19 protein-coding genes are annotated in these 20,790 nt (G+C 60.9%); 12 read left to right on the top strand and 7 right to left on the bottom strand.

The genetic code is table 11. From position 1 onward, the window contains the following. The first annotated feature begins 45 nt into the window (after positions 1 to 45). The 4 genes from LB568_RS06915 to LB568_RS06900 all read left to right on the top strand — a co-directional run bounded on the left by LB568_RS06915 (position 46) and on the right by LB568_RS06900 (position 5,173). The gene (locus LB568_RS06915) at positions 46 to 729 is read left to right on the top strand and encodes a lytic transglycosylase domain-containing protein (protein ID WP_412033899.1); all 684 of its coding nucleotides are present in this window, start codon (positions 46 to 48) and stop codon (positions 727 to 729) included. Between the two features lie 243 nt (positions 730 to 972). Next, a complete protein-coding gene (locus LB568_RS06910; RefSeq protein ID WP_224729672.1) occupies positions 973 to 2,712 on the top strand; it encodes a relaxase/mobilization nuclease domain-containing protein in 1,740 nt (579 codons plus the stop codon). A gap of 23 nt (positions 2,713 to 2,735) precedes the next feature. Further along, positions 2,736 to 4,724, top strand: coding sequence for a conjugal transfer protein TraG (locus tag LB568_RS06905; RefSeq protein WP_224729671.1), 1,989 nt, complete (start codon positions 2,736 to 2,738; stop codon positions 4,722 to 4,724). Positions 4,725 to 4,729: 5 nt separating this feature from the next. Further along, positions 4,730 to 5,173 carry a CopG family transcriptional regulator gene (locus LB568_RS06900; RefSeq protein ID WP_224729670.1) on the top strand — a complete coding sequence of 148 codons (444 nt, stop codon included), beginning with the start codon at positions 4,730 to 4,732 and terminating at the stop codon, positions 5,171 to 5,173. A gap of 188 nt (positions 5,174 to 5,361) precedes the next feature. On the opposite strand, the gene LB568_RS06895 is transcribed toward LB568_RS06900, so the two are convergent. From LB568_RS06895 to LB568_RS06885, 3 genes are all read right to left on the bottom strand, one after another. Then, a complete protein-coding gene (locus tag LB568_RS06895) occupies positions 5,362 to 6,687 on the bottom strand; it encodes a type II toxin-antitoxin system HipA family toxin (protein WP_224729669.1) in 1,326 nt (441 codons plus the stop codon). Beyond that, entirely contained in the window at positions 6,687 to 6,941 is a 255-nt protein-coding gene (locus tag LB568_RS06890) for a helix-turn-helix domain-containing protein (protein WP_224729668.1), read from the bottom strand. The genes LB568_RS06895 and LB568_RS06890 overlap by 1 nt, the downstream gene beginning before the upstream one ends. A gap of 465 nt (positions 6,942 to 7,406) precedes the next feature. Continuing rightward, the gene (locus LB568_RS06885) at positions 7,407 to 8,447 is read right to left on the bottom strand and encodes a LacI family DNA-binding transcriptional regulator (RefSeq protein WP_224620536.1); all 1,041 of its coding nucleotides are present in this window, start codon (positions 8,445 to 8,447) and stop codon (positions 7,407 to 7,409) included. A gap of 301 nt (positions 8,448 to 8,748) precedes the next feature. Between LB568_RS06885 and LB568_RS06880 the strand changes: the two genes are divergently transcribed. The 7 genes from LB568_RS06880 to LB568_RS06850 all read left to right on the top strand — a co-directional run bounded on the left by LB568_RS06880 (position 8,749) and on the right by LB568_RS06850 (position 16,690). Then, positions 8,749 to 9,837 carry a substrate-binding domain-containing protein gene (locus LB568_RS06880; protein WP_224620535.1) on the top strand — a complete coding sequence of 363 codons (1,089 nt, stop codon included), beginning with the start codon at positions 8,749 to 8,751 and terminating at the stop codon, positions 9,835 to 9,837. 159 nt (positions 9,838 to 9,996) lie between these two features. Next, positions 9,997 to 11,190, top strand: coding sequence for a sugar ABC transporter permease (locus LB568_RS06875; RefSeq protein WP_224620534.1), 1,194 nt, complete (start codon positions 9,997 to 9,999; stop codon positions 11,188 to 11,190). After that, the gene (locus tag LB568_RS06870) at positions 11,187 to 11,960 is read left to right on the top strand and encodes an ATP-binding cassette domain-containing protein (protein WP_224620533.1); all 774 of its coding nucleotides are present in this window, start codon (positions 11,187 to 11,189) and stop codon (positions 11,958 to 11,960) included. Before LB568_RS06875 ends, LB568_RS06870 begins: the two co-directional genes overlap by 4 nt. A 51-nt stretch (positions 11,961 to 12,011) precedes the next feature. Next, complete coding sequence (locus LB568_RS06865; RefSeq protein ID WP_224620532.1) at positions 12,012 to 14,048, top strand: hydantoinase/oxoprolinase family protein; 2,037 nt, start codon at positions 12,012 to 12,014, stop codon at positions 14,046 to 14,048. After that, a complete protein-coding gene (locus tag LB568_RS06860; protein ID WP_224620531.1) occupies positions 14,045 to 14,275 on the top strand; it encodes a hypothetical protein in 231 nt (76 codons plus the stop codon). Before LB568_RS06865 ends, LB568_RS06860 begins: the two co-directional genes overlap by 4 nt. A gap of 35 nt (positions 14,276 to 14,310) precedes the next feature. Then, positions 14,311 to 15,975: a hydantoinase B/oxoprolinase family protein gene (locus LB568_RS06855; protein WP_263496928.1), complete on the top strand. Its 1,665-nt coding sequence runs from the start codon at positions 14,311 to 14,313 to the stop codon at positions 15,973 to 15,975. 25 nt (positions 15,976 to 16,000) lie between these two features. Next, positions 16,001 to 16,690: an SDR family NAD(P)-dependent oxidoreductase gene (locus tag LB568_RS06850; protein WP_224620529.1), complete on the top strand. Its 690-nt coding sequence runs from the start codon at positions 16,001 to 16,003 to the stop codon at positions 16,688 to 16,690. Between the two features lie 67 nt (positions 16,691 to 16,757). Here the strand turns inward: LB568_RS06850 and LB568_RS06845 are convergent, their stop codons facing one another. From LB568_RS06845 to LB568_RS06830, 4 genes are read right to left on the bottom strand one after another with little or no spacing between them, the layout of a single operon-like run. Next, positions 16,758 to 17,198 carry an RbsD/FucU family protein gene (locus LB568_RS06845; RefSeq protein ID WP_224620528.1) on the bottom strand — a complete coding sequence of 147 codons (441 nt, stop codon included), beginning with the start codon at positions 17,196 to 17,198 and terminating at the stop codon, positions 16,758 to 16,760. 13 nt (positions 17,199 to 17,211) lie between these two features. After that, positions 17,212 to 17,796 carry a DUF1349 domain-containing protein gene (locus tag LB568_RS06840; protein WP_224729667.1) on the bottom strand — a complete coding sequence of 195 codons (585 nt, stop codon included), beginning with the start codon at positions 17,794 to 17,796 and terminating at the stop codon, positions 17,212 to 17,214. Next, positions 17,793 to 18,674 carry an amidohydrolase family protein gene (locus LB568_RS06835; RefSeq protein WP_224620526.1) on the bottom strand — a complete coding sequence of 294 codons (882 nt, stop codon included), beginning with the start codon at positions 18,672 to 18,674 and terminating at the stop codon, positions 17,793 to 17,795. Before LB568_RS06835 ends, LB568_RS06840 begins: the two co-directional genes overlap by 4 nt. 17 nt (positions 18,675 to 18,691) lie before the next feature. Continuing rightward, a complete protein-coding gene (locus LB568_RS06830) occupies positions 18,692 to 19,678 on the bottom strand; it encodes an aldo/keto reductase (protein WP_224729666.1) in 987 nt (328 codons plus the stop codon). Positions 19,679 to 19,838: 160 nt separating this feature from the next. Between LB568_RS06830 and LB568_RS06825 the strand changes: the two genes are divergently transcribed. Then, positions 19,839 to 20,768: an aminotransferase class IV gene (locus LB568_RS06825; protein WP_224729665.1), complete on the top strand. Its 930-nt coding sequence runs from the start codon at positions 19,839 to 19,841 to the stop codon at positions 20,766 to 20,768. Positions 20,769 to 20,790: the final 22 nt, after the last annotated feature.

Here is a 20,790-nt window from a genome sequence, read left to right as displayed (position 1 = left end):
AGTCGGTTGCCTGGTCGGCGGGAAGCACTTTGCCTTATCGGTGGCATGCTGATCTTGTGTCACGCAACGACGGGGGCCTTCGCACAATCGGCGCCGGTCTCCCGCAAATCCGCGGACGATCCTTACGCCGCGCCTATTGCCGAGGCGTCGCATCGCTTCCGTGTTCCCGAGCGCTGGATACGGGCAATCATGCACCTCGAAAGCGCCCGCGACCCGCGCGCCGTGTCGCGAAAGGGGGCTCTGGGCCTGATGCAGATAATGCCTGCAACCTTTGCCGAGCTGCGCGTTCGTCACCAGCTCGGCCGCGATCCCTATGACCCGCGCGACAACATCCTTGCCGGCACCGCCTATCTTCGCGAGCTCTATGATCGATACGGTTCACCCGGCTTTCTCGCCGCCTACAATGCGGGGCCAGGGCGCTACGAAGCCTCCTTGAAGGGCCGTTCGCTGCCGGCTGAGACGCGAGCCTATGTGGCGATGCTTCGCCCTTTCTGGGGCGGCAGTGGTGCACCCGACGCGCTCACCGCCGGTCATGCTGAGGCCGGCAGCTGGAAGGTTGCACCGCTGTTCATAGTGCCATCCAGGTCCATGGTCGCTTCCGGTCTTCCGGCCGGCGAAGACGCTTCCGTCGAGGTTTCGTCTTCACCGTTGGTCCGCAAACTTTTCGTGGCCGGCTCGCTGGCGCGCGAACTGTTCGCCAGGCCCGAAGCCGGAACCCCCGCACAATGACGGCGACTTGTCCAAATCGTGCCGGGGCGTCGTCCTGGACGTCAGGGCGTACGGAAAGGCGAGAGCACGAGGCAACAACCGAGGGATGGCAGGATAAAAGGGCGCACATTGCGCGCCGGTCGGGGGGTTGTTCTTGCTTGATTTTCTGGCGCGTTGCGCACATTGCCGGCCATCCGCGCAATGTGTATGGAGCAGCCAAGGTATTGTATTTATGTTTCTTTTTCCACATTGCGGTACCGCGCCATGGCTGATGAGCGCGAGTTTCGCATTCGACCCGGACGTATCCGCTCCACGCGCGCCCAGCAGGCCCGCCCCTTCATCGCGCAGGTGTTGGCCGCGGCGAAAAAGGCCGGCGGCGGTGTTTCGCGCTCGGGCCGGATTGTACAAGCAGGCCGCTCGCGCTTTGGCCACGGTCAGCGCGCCAGCATCCAGGCCAACCGCCTTATCACCTCGCGGTCGCGCGGCGCCGTCGTCAAGGCTCGGGTCGTCCGTCATTCCGTGCGCGCCGCTCCACTTGGCACTCACCTCAACTATCTGCGCCGCGAGGGTGTCAGCCGGAATGGGGAGATGGGGCATCTGTTCGGGCCGGGGACGGAGAATGCCGATGGCGCTGCCTTCGCCGTGCGCGCCAAGGACGATCGTCACCATTTCCGCTTCATCGTCTCGCCGGACGACGCTCTCGAAATGGCGGACCTCAACGCCTTCACCCGCGATCTGGTGGGGCAGATGGAGAAGGACCTCGATACGCGGCTTGACTGGGTGGCGGTCGATCACTGGAACACCGAGCATCCGCATATTCATCTGATCGTGCGTGGGGTTCGCGAAGACGGCCAGGATCTGGTCATCGCGCGCGACTACATCAAGGAAGGCATGCGCGACCGGGCTCGCGATCTGGTTACCCAGGAACTCGGTCCGCGCACCGATCTCGATATCCGCCAATCAATCGAAACCCAGATCCAGTCCGAGCGGTGGACGCAACTCGATCGGCAGTTGCTTCGCGACAGCCGTGACAGCGGGATCATCGATCTCGCGCCATCTCGCCTAAGGCAACCGGACGAGTATCACGCTCTGAAGGTCGGCCGCTTGCGCAAGCTCGAGACCCTTGGTCTTGCCCAACAGGCCGGGCCTGGCCAATGGGCAATCGACGAACGGGCCGAAGCAACACTGCGCGAGCTTGGCGAGCGTGGCGACATCATCAAGCGCATCCACCGCGCAATGACTGCGGCTCGCATCGAGCGTGGCTCAGCAAATTATGTCCTGGCCGCGGAGAGCCTGGAGATGCCGGTTATCGGCCGGCTGGTCGATCGTGGGCTCGATGACGAACTGATCGGCACGGCCTACGCCGTGGTCGACTGCGTCGACGGACGCACCCATCACATCAAGCTCTCCGATCTGGAGGCGGCTGGCGACAGCGCGCCGGGTTCGATTGTCGAGCTGCGAAAATTCGATGACGCGCGCGGTCAACGCCGGGCGGCACTCGCCGTGCGCTCCGACCTTGCTGTGGATCAACAAATCACGGCATCGGGGGCGACCTGGCTCGATCGCCAAGCGCTAGCGCGAGAGCCTGCCGCCCTGGCCGAAGCTGGCTTCGGCGCCGAGGTTCGCGACGCCTTGCACCGGCGCGCCGAACATCTTGTCAAACAGGGGTTCGCGGAACGGCAAGGCAGACGGGTCGTCTTCACCCGGAACCTACTCGACACGTTGCGGCGGGCAGAATTGGAGAAGCTTGGCGACAGGCTCGCCGCCGACACCGGAAAACCTTTCAAGCAGGCCGCTAGCGGGGACTTCGTTGCCGGCGCCTATCGCCAGCGCCTGGCGCTCGCCTCCGGCCGTTTCGCCATGATCGACGACGGGCTCGGCTTCCAGCTCGTCCCCTGGACGCCCTCGCTCGAAAAGCATCTCGGCCAGCATGTCTCGGGTGTCGCGCGTGGTGACGGCGGCATCGACTGGAGTTTTGGCCGCAAGAAGGGGCTCGGTCTCTGAAAACCAGATGAAAGGAGCACGCCATGTCCGCCACGAAAATCCTTTGGGGCCAGATCCTCACGGTCTTCCTGATCGTCCTGGCGACGACCTGGGCGGCGACGCAATGGACCGCATGGAAACTCGGTTTCCAGATCGGGCTCGGTCCACCCTGGTTCGAGATCGCTGGGATACCTGTCTACTATCCGCCAGCTCTGTTCTGGTGGTGGTATTTCTACGACCCCTACGCCCCGTCTGTCTTCGTGGAAGGCGGACTGATCGCCGCCTCCGGTGGCTTCCTCTCGATCATCGTTGCCATCGGCCTGTCGGTGTGGCGGGCGCGCGAAGCCAGGAACGTCCATACCTACGGGTCGGCGCGCTGGGCCGAGAAGCGAGAGGTGGAGGCCGCGGGCCTGATCGATAACGATGGAGTGGTGCTCGGGCGCTATGACCGCCATTATCTGCGTCACGACGGGCCAGAGCATGTGTTGTGCTTCGCCCCGACCCGGTCCGGCAAAGGCGTCGGCCTGGTGGTGCCTTCGCTTCTGACCTGGCCGGGCTCGGCGATCGTCCACGACATCAAGGGCGAGAACTGGCAGCTCACCGCGGGCTTTCGCGCTCTGCACGGTCGCGTGCTGCTTTTCGATCCGACCAATTCGAGATCGTCAGCCTACAATCCGCTTCTGGAAGTCCGCCGCGGGGAATGGGAGGTCCGCGACGTTCAGAACATCGCCGACATACTCGTTGACCCGGAAGGGAGCCTGGAGAAGAGGAACCATTGGGAGAAGACCAGTCACGCGCTGCTGGTCGGCGCGATCCTCCACGTTCTTTACGCCGAGCAGGACAAGACGCTCGCCGGCGTCGCCGCCTTTCTTTCCGATCCCAAACGCCCGATAGAATCGACGCTTGCCGCGATGATGAAGACCGCGCATCTCGGTGACGCCGGCCCGCATCCGGTCATCGCCAGCGCGGCGCGCGAGCTGCTCAACAAATCCGACAATGAACGCTCGGGCGTGCTGTCCACCGCAATGTCCTTCCTCGGTCTTTACCGCGATCCGGTTGTGGCCCGGGTGACCCGGTGCTGCGACTGGCGAATTTCCGACATCGTCGGGGGGAGGCAACCAGCAACGCTCTATCTCGTCGTGCCGCCTTCGGACATCAACCGGACCAAACCGCTCATTCGCCTTATCCTCAATCAGATCGGTCGCCGCCTCACCGAGGACCTGCCTACCAAGACAACCCGTCACCGGTTGCTTCTGATGTTAGACGAGTTCCCGGCGCTCGGCCGTCTCGACTTCTTCGAGAGCGCGCTGGCTTTCATGGCCGGCTATGGCCTGAAAAGCTTTCTCATCGCGCAATCGCTGAACCAGATCGAGAAGGCCTACGGTCCCAACAACTCGGTCCTCGACAACTGTCATGTCCGCGTCAGCTTTGCCACAAACGACGAGAGGACTGCCAAGCGGGTCTCAGACGCACTCGGCACGGCAACCGAAATGCGGGCGATGAAGAACTATGCCGGTCACCGGCTTTCGCCCTGGCTCGGGCATCTCATGGTGTCGAGGCAAGAGACGGCGCGACAGTTGCTCACTCCTGGCGAGATCATGCAGCTTCCGCCGACCGACGAGATCGTCATGGTGGCAGGCGCGCCGCCGATCAGGGCCAAGAAGGCCCGGTATTACGAGGACGCCAGCTTTAAGGAGCGCGTGCTGCCGCCGCCTGAACTGGCGCGGTCGCAAAAGGCCGAGCTTGACGACTGGAGCCAGTTGCCGATCCTGGCTCACTCTGAGGCGACGCAAGTCTCCGGAAGGCTAGGGCAGGGTGATGGCGATCCAACGGGATCGGAGCGCCGCCTGCAAGCAGAACTCAATCGGGCGCAGGCCGTCGAGAAAGCGGCGCCGATCGAAAACGAATTCGAAATGGGACCGGACGACGATGCCGGCGACGACGATGCCATCCGCAATCGGCGCTTGGCGCGCCTCATGCAAGGGGTGGCGCGGCAGGTTTCCCTGGACCCCGATGACGGCATGGAGCTGTAGGCGCCATGATGGCTCGCAAGAAGAAGGCGCAGATTTCCGTTTATCTCGATCAGGCCATCATGACGATGCTTGGCGATTATGCGGCACGGCGCGGTCAACCCCAATCCATGATTGCGGAAGCCGCACTGGCTTCGTTCCTGTCGCCGGATGCGGAAGAGCGTCGCGAGGCCGCGATCGCCAAACGCCTCGACCAGGTCGATCGACGCCTGGCCAGGCAGGAGCGCGATATCGGCATCGCGGTCGAGACGCTGGCGGTGTTCGTCCGCTTTTGGCTGGCGACAACGCCAGCCTTGCCCGAGCCCGCCGCCCAGGCCGCGCGCGCCAAGGCGGCCGAGCGCTACGACGCCTTCGTCACGGCCCTGGGCAGGCGCCTGGCGAAGGGGCCGAAACTGCGACAAGAGATTTCCGAGGATATCAACCCGATGGACAGCAGCGGAAACCAACCCTGACGTATTGCAGGCCAATAGTCGGCTAGCTTGGAGCCTGATGGCCATGCCCATCATGATTATGGCGATACGCGACGCCTCTGCGATCACGCGACGATAATGCTGTTGCACCGATGACGACGACGATGATCAGCAGCAGCGCAGCAGCAGGAAGGGTAAGCAACACCGGCAGCCGGTTCGTCGCACCTTGATCAATCGACGGCGTCAGCCTTGTTGTCGGCGAGGAGAGCCGCCCGCTTGCCGATAGCCGACTTGACCGAGTCGACAAGCTGTTCGGGAAACCCACGGGGCAGCGACATGATCACCTCGTCGGCCTGCTTCTCCACGTTTTCAGCAATGTCATCGAAAATTCTGCGCATGAGGGGGGTACCCACACCGGCGATGTCAGCGGTCTGCAGGAAGTGGCGTGGCATGATGTCTGGTACCGAATAGTGCCCGTTCTTGCCGACCGACATTGCCAGCTTGAATTTTTTGCGCGGAATCTGTCCGGTATCAAGGCTGGGCTGCGCGGTCAGCACGTCATATAGCGGCGTCATGCGAAATCGCCCGCCAGGGCCGAGAAAAATACTGAAATTCTTCGCGTGGCCGTCGGTGGCGCCAACCAGCCAGAACAAGATGCAGGCGCGCAAGAAGGTGGCGATGTCTTCATCAGGCGTATCGCTGCCCTTCAAGAGCTCGACAATCTCGCGCATGCCGGGGCCGCCATCCGATTGGTACTTGCGCGTCGGCGGCACCGAAAGCGCCTGACAGATATCCTCCTGCGGCAGGCGCAGGAGGCGGCCGTCGCGGGCCCACAGCCGGTCGAAGCGTTCGACGATCAGGGTGCGGCGCTCGCCGAAGTCAGCGATCTGCGCCTCGGCTGCGGGAACGCCAAACGCTTGCAGCAGCTTGAGGCACAGATACTCGTTCTCGACGCTGTTGGAGAGATCGATGCCGTTCGGCAGCCGGCCGATCTGCGGCTTCAGGATATGGGTGGTCGCTGCCGTGCCGATCGGTTTGAACCAGCCTCCGTCCTTGCGCAGCAGCGCTGTCTTTTCCTGCACGCCGGCAATCGAGATGCGAAAGTCCTCATCCTCGCCCAGGCCCAGCGGAGCGGCAGCAAGGTTCTCGATTATCCCGGCGACTTCCTCGTTGCTGACCGGCTTGCCTTCGACACTGCCGGGAGGGCCTGGATCCATGCCATCGGGCAGGAACTGCAACGCGCCGACGCAGTCATGGCCGAGCGCTGCCAGCAGGCTGTAGGCGTCCGTGCCGTCGGCGCCGACGCGTTCGGCAACACGCCTGCGTATCGCGTCATTGTCCGGAAGCAGGTTATCGAAGACGTTGGTCACTGGCGTGCCGATATAGCGGTCTTCGCGTAAGGGAAGCGAGAATGAGATCGGGAAGGTGCCGCGCCAGTCCAGCCATTCGCGGGCGTATTGGAAGTCGATGGCGCCCGTCGATTCCCTGCGCAGGACGCCGACCAGGCGCCCGTTCAGGAAGACATTCAAGGGGACGTGAGCCCGTCGCCGTGCCATCAGAACAGGTCCTCAATATCAGCAGAGCTGGCTTTGCTGCGCGCTCGCACGACGAGTTCAAGGTCGAGGGCGGAGAGGGCGGCCATCAAGGTGCGGAGTTGCATTGCGGGCTCGCCGGCCTCGAGGCGGGACACTGTGCCCTGTCGCAGGTGGATCTGATTGCCGAGCGAGCCTTGCGTGAGCCCCGCGTTCTTGCGGGCGCGGCGCAGAATGGCTCCGAGTTGTTTTTCGTTGCGAGCGATCTGGTCTGTCATGATGGGTCTCCACGCCCACGATATACGCGATCGCGTATTAATCGTCAATATACGGAATTGCGTATAAAAGAGAGATATACGCGATCACGTATACAAAGGAGATATACGCGATCGCGTATGACGCCGATGAGTCAGCTGGCAAGCGGCGGTCTTGGCGCTCTGCGCCGGCCAGCCGGCTTAACGCTCGTACAGTTGCATATCGGATGACGGGCCGCCCTCAGGCCCAGCAATCATAGGGACTAGCACCTAGTGACCCGACCCAAGAGGCCATACGGAGCCAGTATTGCGCGCCCCGTTTTCGTGCCCCAGGTAAACAGCTAAGAATAGAAGTGAGATTGCAATTGAAAAATAGATTATTAGCTCAATTCTACCCTGTTTGTTCATTGAATTTTTCCGCTAGTATCGATCTATGGCTTAATTTACAGGGTATCATTGGTTTAGAAAAATCAAACGGTGATCGGGGCATCAAACAACACGCAAACTTCGACCGCTGCTCCATCGTGCGCGGTCAGGCAGCACCAGCCGGCAATCCACGCCTATGTCCCTGTAGGTGAAGGCGCTCGTGTTGAGCCGTCCCAGGAGGGATGTGCCAGCCACCGTGCCGACCCTGAATGCGACCGATTGCAATCCCGGAATGCCCGCCCCGTCCGGCCTTTCGCTCTGAGATTCTGCATCAAGGCAGACAAGTTGGCCAAGCACGTCTGGCCGCCCCGCCAGTACGCAGCCCTGCGCCACGTCAGCAAGTTCGATCTCGCTGGAAACAAAGACGTTGGAGACCCTCGCGGTGGCGCTCTGCGACAAGAAATCGATGATGCCAAGGGGCTCGGCGAACTCGAAGTGTCGAAGCATCGGATGGGTCCGTAGCAGTTTGTATCGGCGCAGAGCTCGGCGGTCGCTGTCGCTCACGCGGATATAGAAAACCGGACCTGGCGGCCCCTTTGCCATGAAGGCCGCGAGACCGTTGATCTGAGCGTCGGACTTTTCATGTATTGAGCAGCAGTCCTGCAAATCGTGCAGGCGAAGACCCTGGATCTCGACGACCGGGATGCCGAGACTGGCGAGCACCGCAATATCCTTCTTGCGGATCTCCAGGCTCTCGTCGACCAAAAGGGCGGCGCCGTCCAGACGCTGCGCCAGTGATCCGATGGCGGTCTCGATGGGGCAGTGGCTGCGAACGACGTGACAGACCGTGTAGCCTTGGCCGCTGATCGCTTCGAGGAATCCAGATATAGCGGCCTGATTCTTGCGGTTGAAGCGGATGCTGTCGTCGCTGCCCTGCAGCGCGATTAGGCCGATCGTGTTGGTCCGTCCAGTCCTAAGTGAGCGGCCGGCGAGCTGAGGTTGGTATTTAAGACGCTTGATTTCGTTCTCGATGATGGCGCGTGTCCGCTCGCTCACCAGGTCCCATCGTTCATTGACGACGTTGGACACGCTCATGACGGACACGCCAGCCGCCGCCGCGACATCTTTCAGCGTCACCTGATCTCTGATCTTCCGGCCAGCCATCAAATCCCTTCCCGGGGTACTTGTAGCGTTAAAATAGACTGCCGCGCGATGCAAGGCAATCTGAGGATGGTTTTTTGCCGTGGGAACCTCCTTCTGAATGACAAAGGCATTTAACGATAAATGCGAGCTTTCCGCTGGAAGCAAAGTCCGGAATATAAATTAAATACCTGAAATTAAACGATCTTTTTTGACAAATTGGCGGAAAGAACGAGGCCGTAACAAAGTCCTTGACAGATGTCACCGAAAATCGTTACCTTTAACGTTAAAGATAAGCGTTTAACCGCAAACGAGGGGAATGATCATGAAGGGAAGTTTCAACCTGAACAGGCGGGTATTTCTGGGTGCCAGCGCAGGCCTCGCTACCATCGCGACGTTTGGCGGTACGGGAAAGCTCTCGGCAGCCGGTACTGGCAAGATCGGGTTCGCCATGGAGACGTTCACGGTCCCGAGGTGGAAGAATTTGGACCGGCCGAGCTTTGAGCAGGCCGTCAAGGCCGCCGGTTTCGAGCCGATCGTCAATCAAGCGGACTTCAAGGTGGAGCAGCAGCTCGCTGATGTCGAGAATCTACTTACCGTGGGCGTAGATGCGCTCGCCATTGTCGCGGTAGTCGCCGAAGCTGGCGTCAACATGGCAAAGCGCGCCAAGCGTGCCGGTGTGCCCGTGTTGGCCTACAACACCGCGATCCCTTCGAAGGACGTTGATGTCTACGTGGCCCGCAACAACCGCGGTGTTGGTCGCAAGGCGGCTCAGGCAGCGCTCGACGCCGGCGTGCTTAAGGGCAATTGGGTGGTGACCTCGGGCCAGGCTGGCAACACCGTGGCCGAAGAGATTACCAAAGGCTACTACGACATCATGCAGCCGCTGATCGACAAGGGCGAGTTGAAGGTGGTCAGCCACCTGTTTCACGATGGCTGGGATCCGGACGCGGCGCGTCGCCAAGCGGAAGACTCCCTGACGGCCAATCACAACGACATCGCCGGCTTCCTCTGCAACAACGACGGCATGGCGGGTGGCGTCATCGGCGCGCTCGAAAAGGTCGGGCTCGCCGGCAAGGCGTTCGTGACCGGCCAGGATGCGACCATCGAGGGCTGCCGACACATCCTGCTCGGCAACATGGCACTGTCCAGCTTCACCCTGTTCGATCAGATGGGCAAGATCTCCGGCGAGCTTTGCGCGAAGCTGGCGAAGGGCGAGGCGCTCGGTATTACTGAAACCTACGATGCCGGAAATGGTGTGACACTGCCTTACGTTCCCGTCGAGGACCGCAATATCACCCGGGACAACATGGTCGAATACCTGAAGGCGTATAGCCCGATCTACGTCGATAGCAAGGCAATCCTCGACAGCATTCCGAAGGACAAATGGCCGGCCGGGGCGGACCAACTCTAACGGTCATCCAAGCCGGCGGACCCAGCCGCCGGTCCGAGGTCGAGCGCTCGAGAAGCCTCCCACTCGAGCGCTCGACCTGCCACTTCAGCAACGGGCTTGCGCGCCGGATGTCTTTTGCGGACACAATCCATGGTTCGCCGCCTGAACAGGAACTGGACCATGAACGCCAAAATAGCAGAAACGGCTATGTCGACGGAAAATGTCGCGGCAACCGCCCCTTCGAGGCAGTCTTTCGAAGCGGAACGAAGCAATTGGCGCATCATCATTCTGATCCTGGCGACGCTTGCCATCTGGATAGGCTTTCATGTCTGGACCGGCGTCTTCATCAGCCCACGCAATTTGTCCAATCTAGCGGTCCAGGCGGCGATAACCGCCATCATCGCTGCAGGCCTGTGCTGGCTGCTGGTGGCCCGTGAAATCGATCTGTCGGTCGGGTCGCTGCTTGCCATGTGCGGCGTGCTCTGCATGCTGCTGCTCCAGAAGGCCGGGCTTGATGCCTATCTTACAATCCTCATCGTGCTTCTGGTTGGTGTCGGTGTCGGGCTTCTCCAGGGCGGATTGCGCGTAACGCTTGGCATTCCCTCCTTCATCATTACCTTGGCCGGCTTTTCCTGGCTACGCGGCCTTGCCTACGTCCTGTCGGGCGCAGAAACGTTGTCGGGCGCCGGCGACACCTTCTATGAAATCGCCAATGGCGAAATCCCAACGACCATTAGCCTGGTCATCATCCTGGCACTCGCCGCCATCCAGCTCCACGGGTGGGTGCGCGCATATACGGCGCTGCTCGGCCCCCAGAAATATGAGCGGCGCGCCGTCAATCTGGTCATCTTGGCACTGTCGCTATGCGCCGCCGCGTTGTCGGCTTGGGTGTTTGCCACTCGCAACGGCATTCCCTATCCGTTGGCCTTCCTGGCACTTTTGGTCTTCGTGATGGAGTATAGCGGACGCCACACGCGCTTTGGCCGATACGTCTATGCAATCGGTGGAAACCCGACCTCGGCGAAGCGCGCAGGCATCAACGTCAACCGCATGGTCCTGGCACTGTTCGGGCTGATGGGCGCGCTCACCGCAGTCGCAGCAATCATACAGACATCCAGGCTCGACGCTGGCCCCCCGAACGTTGGGCTATTCGTCAATTTGAGCGCTCTCAGCGCGGCAATTATCGGCGGCACCTCCCTCTTTGGCGGGGAAGGCAGGGTTCTTGGCACCGTGATCGGGGCGCTACTCATGGCGAGCATCAACAATGGGCTCAGCCTCGCGGGGGTCGACACCTTCTATCAGATGATCATCACCGGCGGTCTGCTCATCGTTGCTGTGTCGGCCGATCACGCGGCCCAGAGGAGGCCTAGATGAGCACTTCAGCAACGTCGGCGTCGGCAGTTTCAGTACGCGATCTGCGCAAGAACTATGGCGCCGTGGAGGCCACGCGGGGCGTCAGCTTCGAAATATTCCCCGGCGAGATCGTTGGACTTGTCGGCGACAATGGCGCAGGAAAGTCGACACTGACGAAGATGATCGCGGGCGATGTACCACCGACCTCTGGCGAGATCCGGATCGGCGGCACTTCGGTTCAGAGTTCGTCGACCACCTGGGCGCGCGACCATGGCGTGGAAATGGTCTATCAGGACCTGGCGCTGTGCGACAATCTCGATATCTGCGCCAACATCTTTCTCGGACGCGAGATAACCCATCGTGGCGTGCTGGGTTACGCCCGGCTGAGCCACGACGTCATGATGACCAAGGCGCAGCAGCTTCTCACCATGCTTGAAGTCAAGCTGCCGAATCTGCGCGAGCCAGTGACGGCGCTGTCCGGTGGCCAGCGCCAGATGGTCGCCATCGCCCGTTCGGTCGCCTATGAGCCGAAGCTTGTCATCATGGATGAGCCGACAGCCGCGTTGTCGGTCTCGGCCGGCCAGCCAGTACTCGAGCTGATTCGGCGCCTGCCGCAACGCAACGTCGCTATCCTCCTGATCAGCCACCGGCTCAGTGACGTGCTCACCACCGCCGATCGTATCCTGGTGCTAAGGCGCGGCAAGATCGTCGCTGCGGTCCGGGCATCTGAGATAGACGAGGGCGACCTGCTTCACCTCATGGCCGGCATAAACGTGCCGAACGAAGATTGATGCCACCTGTGCGGGCCTTGTTTGCGCCCACACCGGCAGGAAAGGAACGACATGTCTTACATATTGGGTATCGACGTCGGCGGCACCTTCACCGACTTCGTCGCCTATAATGAGCAGAGCCGCGAAGTGACCGTCTGGAAGGATTTTTCCACGCCAGGCGATCCGTCGGACGGCATACTCAACGGCCTGCAGCAGTTTCCGCGCCGCAACGAGATCTCCGGCATCCGCTTGGGGACCACCATCGCAACCAACGCGATCCTGGAACGCAATGGCGCGAACGTCGCCTTCGTGACCACCCAGGGCTTTCGGGACGTCCCCTTCATCCAGCGCGGCAATCGCCGCTTCCATTTCAATTCACGCTGGGTGAAGCCGCAGCCATTGCTCCAGCGCGCCAACAGTTTCGAGGTCATCGAACGAGTGGACTGCGAGGGCAACATCATCCTTCCGCTGGACATGGATAGCCTGCGTCGCGTCGCCGACCGCATCGCCGAACGGGGTGATATCAAGGCGATCTCGGTGTGCCTCTTGTTTTCCTATATCAATCCCCAGAACGAGATCACGGTCCGCGACTATCTCGCGTCTCGCTTTCCGGACCTGCCGATCTCGATCTCCTACGATGTCCTGCCAAAATGGAAGGAATATGAGCGGGCCTCGACAACAATAGCAGACGCTTATGTGAAACCGATCGTCACCGATCAACTCGGCGAGCTCGAGAGCCGGATCGCCGAGGCAGTCGGGGCGGCCCGCGTGGTGGTGACCAAATCGAATGGCGGGCAGACAACCGTCGCGGGAGCCTGCGAAGCGCCGGTCCAGATGACCTTGTCGGGCCCCACAGGTGGTGTGGTCGCGGCGCAGTTCATAGGCAGCGTGACCGGCGAAAAGAACTTCGTCACCATCGACATGGGCGGCACGTCGACCGACTGCTCGCTGATTGTGAACGGCACCGCTTCGCTCACAACCGATTTCGAAGTGGAATGGGGCATTCCAATCCAGGTGCCGATGCTGGACGTGCGCACAATTGGCGCCGGCGGAGGATCGATTGCCTGGATCGACAAGGGCGGGCTGCTCCGCGTCGGTCCGCAGAGCGCCCGGTCGCGCCCCGGTCCCATTTGCTACGGTCGCGGAGGGACCGAGCCGACAGTGACGGACGCAAACTTGGTGCTGGGCCGCATCAATCCCGACAATTTCCTTGGTGGCACGGTGGCGCTCGACGCCGATGGCGCGCGCGCCGGCGTCAAGCGCTTGGCCGAGCGCCTAAGCCTCAGTGTCGATGACGCCGCCCTGGCGGTGATCAAGATCGTCAACAACAATATGGTTGGCGCAATCCGCAGTGTGCTGGTTGAAAAGGGTGAGTCACCTGACAAGTTCTCGCTGATGTTCTTCGGCGGGGCCGGGCCGGTGCATGCCTGCGATCTGCTGAAAGACCTTTCGATGTCACGGGCCATCATCCCGGTCCATCCCGGTCAGTTCTCGGCATTCGGATTCACCGCGACCGACGCCCGTGTCGACCGCCAGCGGACGGTGCAGATGACCTCGAATCGCATGGACCACGGTCGCGCCACGCAGCATCTCAAGGAACTTGAGGCCGACTGCATGGCTCAACTCCACGCCCAGGGTTTCGAGGGCGATATCAGCGTCGAGCGTCGCGTCGAACTGCGATATCACGGCCAGAATTACGAGCTCTCGCTGCCGCTCCGGTTCACCACATTCGACGACGCCACTGCGAAGGAGCTGTGGGCCGGTTTCGACAAGGCGCACGACGAGCGCTTCGGCTTCAACATCCCTGGTGAGTTCATCGAGATCGTGAACTTCAACGTAACGGCGGTCAAACTGCTTTCGAAACCGCAGGTGCCAAAGCTGGCCAGGACAAGCTTTGCACCAAAGCCGATTTCAATGCGGTCCGTTGGTTATGACGAAGGCCGCCACGACACGCCGATATATCGGCGCGAGGAACTGATGGCCGGCGACACGATCCAAGGCCCCGCGGTCATCGAAGAGGCTGTGTCCCTGGTCGTCTTGCATCCCGACCAGGAGCTGCTCGTAGACGACTACGGCAACCTCCACGTTTCGGAAAGGCAAACGCGATGAAGTTCTCAGACAACGGCTATTACCTCGAAGAGTACACCAAGTGCGACAACTGCGGGATTCTGCTCTACCGGTCGCCGATCCGCATCACCACAGACGGCGCCAACAAGCGCTACTGCTCCGACTGGTGCGTTGATTGGGACATGAAGCGCGAATCCGAGATCGCAAACCAGAAACGTGGCGCAGAGGGCGTCGAGCCGAAACGGCAACGCGTGGCAACGGGAAAATGACGATGCAGGGCAGACACGCCAAGAATATGGTCCAGATGAGCATTCTGGACGGCCGCCTGGTCCAGATTGCGAAGGAGATGGGCATCACTTTGATGATGACGTCTTATTCGACCATCTTCAACGAGGGCCTGGACTTCACCTGCGGATTGGCCGACGCCAAGGGCAACCTGATCGGGACCGGCGACTTTCAACCGTCAATGATCGGTGGCTTGCCGCTGGTTATCCAAACGATCACCCAGGAGATCCCTGTCGAGACTCTTGAGGAGGGCGACGTGATCGTTCACAACGATCCGTATCGCGGCGGCATGCATACGCCCGAACACACTTTCATTCAGCCGGTATTCGTCGACAAGACATTCGTCGGCTACTCGGTGGCGATCGGGCATGTTGCGGAGGTCGGAGGCATGGTGCCGGGGGCATTCGCCGGCGAAGCGACCGAAATCTTCCACGAAGGCCTGCGTGTTCCTCCGGTGAAGATACGGCGTCGCGGCAAGGACGTGGAAGACATCTGGCGCCTTATGCTGGCCAACTACCGCACGCCCAGGCAGAACTTCGGCGATTTCCGCGCAATGATCAGCGCAGTCCAGCTCGGTGAGCAGCGCATGCGGGCACTGGTCACCGAATTCGGGCTCGATCGCTTCACGGAGCTGACCGACAGCCTGCTCGACTATTCGGAGGCGCGCATGCGGGCCGAGCTCAAGGAATTTCCGAACGGCTGCTACAGTTTCGAGGATTATATGGAGGACGACGGCATCGAGAAGCGGCGCTACAAGATCGCAGTCGACGTCTTTGTCCAAGACGACGAGGTCGTTGTCGACTTCCGCCGCTCGGACAAGCAGGCTAAGGGTCCGATCAACGGCGTTCTTTCCGTTGCGCTCTCGGCCTCATACAACGCTATACTTCACCTGACCGACCCGAGCATCCCGAAGAATTCAGGCTGCTTCCGCCCGATTCGGGTAGTCGCTCCGCCCGGTCTGGTGGTCAACGCCAACTATCCGGCGCCGGAAGTCGGCGGCAACACCGAAACCCATATCCGCATCTGCTACACGGTCATCGGCGCATTGGCGGCGGCCGTACCGGAACGAGCCTTCGCGACGGATGGCGGCACCCACTCGAACTTCCTGTTCGGCGGCTACAATGCGCGGACCGAGGAGTATGTCGTCTGCTACGATCTTTCCACCCCCGGATGGGGCGGGCGCAGCCATGCCGATGGCAACAGCGCATGCAACGCGATCAACGGCAATTCGCGGCTGAACCCTGTCGAGGTGTTCGAGACGCGTTTCCCATGGCGCATTGATGCTCATGAATTCGTCTCCGATACTGGGGGGCCTGGCGAGTATCGCGGCGGCCTGGCACTGCGTAAAAAGATGACTTGCCTCGCCGAGGAACTCACGCTTTCCTTCATGTCGGATCGACAGGAGCTGGCGCCGTGGGGGCTCTTCAAGGGCCAGGCCGGCGGTTGCGGAAGTCTACATATCAACCGGTCCGGGTCTCAGGACTGGAAAGATTTCCATCAGGACAGCGGCAAGGTCTCGGCCTCGAAATTCTCGAACGCCAAGGTCTATCAAGGCGACCAGGTAATCGTCGTGGCGCCAGGCGGTGGAGGTTATGGCGACTCGCGCAAGCGCGATCCCGAGGCCATCCGAAAGGACCTTGCCGCGGGTTGGATCACTGAGGCCGGCGCGGCCACCTATCGCTAGGATCGGACAAAGGCAGGCGCTATCCATGAACGGTCAAGCAGTTGCGACGCGGCCAGCGGGGCAAAAATATCTCGTCGTCGGCGCCTCCCGCGGAATCGGTCTCGGGCTGGTCAAAGTGCTGACGGCGCAGGGTCGGCTTGTGGTGGCAACGAGCAGGGATGGTGGCGACCACGCGCCAGCGGCGCATTGGCTTGGGCTCGACATCACAGACAGCGCTTCCCGCCAGCGCCTTGTCGATGCGCCGCTTCTTGAAGGCACGACCCATATCGTCATCGCGGCAGGGATCATGCCCAAGGATATCGACGAGACTCTCGACCCGGCAGTCGTCGCCGCGATTTTTGACACTAACAGCGTGGCGCCCGCCGTGCTGTCTGACATGTTGGCGCGGCGGCTCGGTCCATCCCTGAGCCACATCATGCTCCTTGGTTCGCGTATGGGCTCGGTCCGACTTAATACAAAGGGGGACGACTGGATCTATCGCGCCAGCAAGGCGGCACTGAATTCGGCCGCCAAGAGCTTCTACGATCGATGCGGCCGAGGGACTTTCGCCGTCACGGTCGCCCATCCAGGCTGGGTGCGCACCGACATGGGGGGCACGGAAGCCGACATCGATGTATCGACCTCTGTTCGCGGCCTGGTGGCGCTGCTCGAGGACGGGTCGGGTGCGAGCGCCTTTCGTTATTGCGACTACAGGGGGAAGTCACTGCCCTACTGAACGTCAATCGAGTACGAAAGCCACTTCGATCGGCGCACTAATGGCGCGAAATGGCCTTCAAAGTCGGTCAGTTCGCGCCCAAATCGACGGTGCCCTTGCGAATAATCACGTTGCCGTAGAACAAGGTTTCGCCAGTGGCTATGACGGCGAATGCCTGCTTGGCGCGCTCGTAAAATGCGAAACGCTCAATCCGAGCAAGCTTTGTTGGCTGACCGGGCAAGGCATCGAGCACCGCCTGTATTGCGAAATGGGCCGGTACGATTTTGTCCGGATCGCCGATGACTTCCATGCCCATCACCGGATCCGGCTCGGAATCGTCCACCGGCATCACAGATAGCACTGCTTTCAACATGCGCGGCAAATCGCTCGCTTCCATGCGGACCAGACGCTTCGACACCGTTTGTGCGGGGAAGCTCCCATCGGCGATAACAATTTCGTCGCCATGGCCCATGGCACGCAACGCGTGGAGAATGTCAGCATTCAGGATAGGGTCGATCCCAATCAGCATGATGGAGTATCCTTCAGGTCAGATCGTGGAGATCGGTGGTGATGGCCGGACCGATCGAGAATTCTGAAAAGCGGACACTCAGTCCGCTGCGCTCCGGCGTACAGGCTGTCGGACCGACCGCGTAGGAGGCCGCGGACGGGAAGGGCGCGAGGCGCAGCAGCGGCCAGAATTTACCGTCCCGCGAGGCTTGAATGCGAAGGGCGCCTTTGGCTAGCGTCACCCGGATGTAAAAGTCCTCCAGTTCCTTGAAGGGCTGCGAGACCGACCAGTCGGATTTGCCGTCCGTTATGACGGTGCTGAGGAAGAGTTCGCCATCGGTGAACTCCACGCCCGTCTTGACCCAGCGCTTGTCATCGATGCGAACCATGAGCCCCGCCTGATCATACAGGGTCCGAAACTCGCCCTGGATGCGAATCACGGCGGTGAAACCATCGCTTGCCGGAACGCCGAGAAAATGGCCGCTGTCCCGAGTGAAATCGTAGTAGGTTTCTCGCCAGAAATCGGTCTTGGCATCCGTCGTCATGGTGAGGCTAGCATCCTCAGCCAACCAGTTTGCCGGCTGGTTGAGCCATGCGCCGTCTTTAAAGTTGATGTTCATTTCGTTTCCTCTGGTGAGAATGATGGTCGTGACTCCGCCACCGACCGCAGGCGATAGGCATCAATCGCGTTGAGATGGAAAAATCGGTCGGCCAATGCGGGATTGGCATTGGCCAACCTGCCTGCGATTTCTCTCACGTCCTTGTAGCCAGCAGCCAATGTGCAAACCGGCCAATCAGAGCCGAACATGATGCGCTCAGGCCCGAAAGCATCCAATGCCACCTGCATGCAATGATCGAAATCGTCGGTCCGCCATGATCCCCATTCCGCTTCGGTCACGAGGCCGGAAATCTTGCACCAGACATTTCCATGCGCTGCGAGCTTTTCGAGGCCGGATTGCCAGGAGGTGATAACCCCTGATGCGATCGGAGGCTTGGCCATATGATCCAGCACGAACCGGCCGCTTGGGTGTTCCCGCACCAGGTCGATTGCCGCAGGCACCTCCCGGGTGCGCACAAGCAGGTCGAAGGTTAGCCCCGCCGCGAAAACGGCCGACACGCCAGCACGGACCGCCGGCCGTCGCAGCCAATCGGCATCCGGCTCGTCGTGAACATTGTGGCGGATGCCGACAAGCCGGTCTCCGCCCGGGAGAGCCCGTAGCTTCTCGATTTGGCGGGAGCAGTCGTTCGCCTGAAGGTCAATCCAGCCGACAACACCGGCGACGAAGGCATGATCTTTGGCAATGGCAAGAAAGTCGCGGGTCTCTTCCCGATCATGACGGCATTGCACCAAGATGGTTGAATCGATGTTGGCTTCCGCCATCAGGGGCAGCAGGTCGCCGGGGCAGAAATCACGCCGTAATGGGCGCATGGCGTCGCCGACCATCCATGGGTAGCTGCCCGTCGCCAGGTTCCAGAAATGCTGATGAGCGTCGATCACGCGCGCTTGCATGCGGTTCAGACAGCGGGAGCTTGGGGTGAGATCAGTCCCGAGGATCGCAGATCGTCCCACATGGCCGCCGGGATGGGGTGCCGGAAAAGCGCATCGTTTTCGATGATCTCCTCGCGGCTTCTGGCTCCGGTCAGGACGCTTGCGACCGCTGGATGAAACATCGGAAACTGAATGGCGGCGGCCTTCAACGGCACACCATGACGCAAGCAGGCCCTTTCGAGTTGCAGGGCGCGGTCGATCAGCCCCTTGTCGGCCTCCTGGTAGTTGAATTTCGCGCCAGCGCCGGGATTTGCGAGAAGGCCGCTGTTGTACACGCCGCCAATGATGATGGAGATCTGCTTTTCCACGCAAAGTGGCAGGAGTTCGTCAAGCGCACCCTGTTCGAGGAGCGTGTAGCGGCCGGCAAGAAGGAAGCAATCGAAGACGCCGTGGCGCGCGAACTTCACGAGCATTTCGCTCTGGTTCATGCCGGCACCGACTGCGCCGATCTGGCCTTCCGAGCGCAGTTTGTCCAATGCCTTGTAGGCCCCGTCCATCGCCTGCGCATAATGCGCGTCAGGATCGTGGATGTGCAGCACATCGATGCGGTCGAGGTCGAGGCGCCGCAGGCTTTCCTCGACCGATGTCATCACCCCGTCATAGCTAAAATCGAAGACCGGCCGCTCGGGAGGCGTTCCTTTATAGTACGCATCCTCGCCCTCAGGCTCTCGGGGAAGCCGCAGCAGCCTGCCAACCTTGGTGCATAGAACATAGCTGTCGCGCGGTTTGGTTTTCAGGAAGGAACCAAGGCGTTGTTCGGCCATGCCGTTACCGTATTGGGGGGCCGTGTCGAAGAATCGTACGCCGAGATCCCAGGCAGCTTCCATTGTTTCAAAAGCGGCGGCATCGCTTGTCGCGGAGTACAGCCCGCCGATCGCCGTCGTCCCCAGACCCAGAGCTGTGGCTTTGAGCGAGGTGCGGCCCAGCGGCTTTTGTCCAGATGCTTTTTGCATAAAAAAATTCGTCCCAAACGCGAGCCGAAGTCCGCTTGGGAGCTAATTCCCACCCTCTTTCTCTGATGTCAATAAATTTCTCAAAAGAAAATTATCTTGCACATAGGCAATTTTCTTGTCAGCTTGTTCATGCTCATTTCGGGAAGTGTAGATTGCATCCATGAACGCTCAGCATGCAACATCCATGAACGCTAAGCATGCAAACGGCGTCGCCTTTTGCGATGGCAAGTTCGTCCCTGCCGGCGAAGCCAAGATATCCGTTCTGGATTGGGGTTTCTCCCGTTCTGATGTCACCTACGACGTCGTGCATGTGCGGGACGGGAGTTTCTTTCGTTTGGACGATCACCTTGCGCGGTTCGAGCGATCGATGCTGGGCGTCAGGTTGGCGCCACCTCATTCGATGGCGGAGATTGCTTCGATAGCAGTGCGATGCGTTGCCCTTTCTGGGCTGCGGGATGCCTATGTGGCTATGGTCTGCACTCGAGGTCGCCCCCGCGTTTTCGGTTCCAGGCGGCCGCAGGACTGCGACAACAAGCTTATCGTTTATGCCATTCCATGGATCGACGTCATCCCGCTCGATGTGCAGGCCCGCGGAGCCCATCTCCATATCGCTTCGGTGCCCCGAATCCCCGCGGCCTCCATTGACCCGACCGTCAAGAACTACCATTGGGGCGATCTGACCCGCGGCCTCTTCGAGGCCCATGATGCTGGAGCCGACACCGCCGTCCTGCTGGATTGCGACGGTTATGTCACCGAGGGGCCGGGGTTCAATGTCTTCATCGTGCGCCACGGCGAAGTGCTCACCCCCGATCGCGGCGCGCTCGAGGGGATCACGCGCCGCTCTGTGCTCGAACTTTGCGAAATGCTCGCCATTCCGGCACGGATTGCGCCGTTGCGGAAGCAGGATTTGCTGTCGGCGGACGAGATGTTCTGCACAACGACGGCGGGCGGCGTCATGCCCGTATCGCGTATCGACGATCACGTCATGAGCGGCGGCAAACCAGGAAAATTAAGCGCGCGGCTCAAGTCATTCTATTGGGAACAGCACAAGGCAGGTTGGTACCAGACACCAGTTAACTACGCCGCATAGAAAACTCAACGCAGGGGAATGA

This window comes from Mesorhizobium sp. B263B2A (assembly GCF_020165775.1).
In the GTDB taxonomy this organism is placed as follows: Bacteria; Pseudomonadota; Alphaproteobacteria; order Rhizobiales; family Rhizobiaceae; genus Mesorhizobium; species Mesorhizobium opportunistum.
Note: the sequence above shows the minus strand (reverse complement) of the source record. Positions and strands in the feature narration are given on the sequence as shown.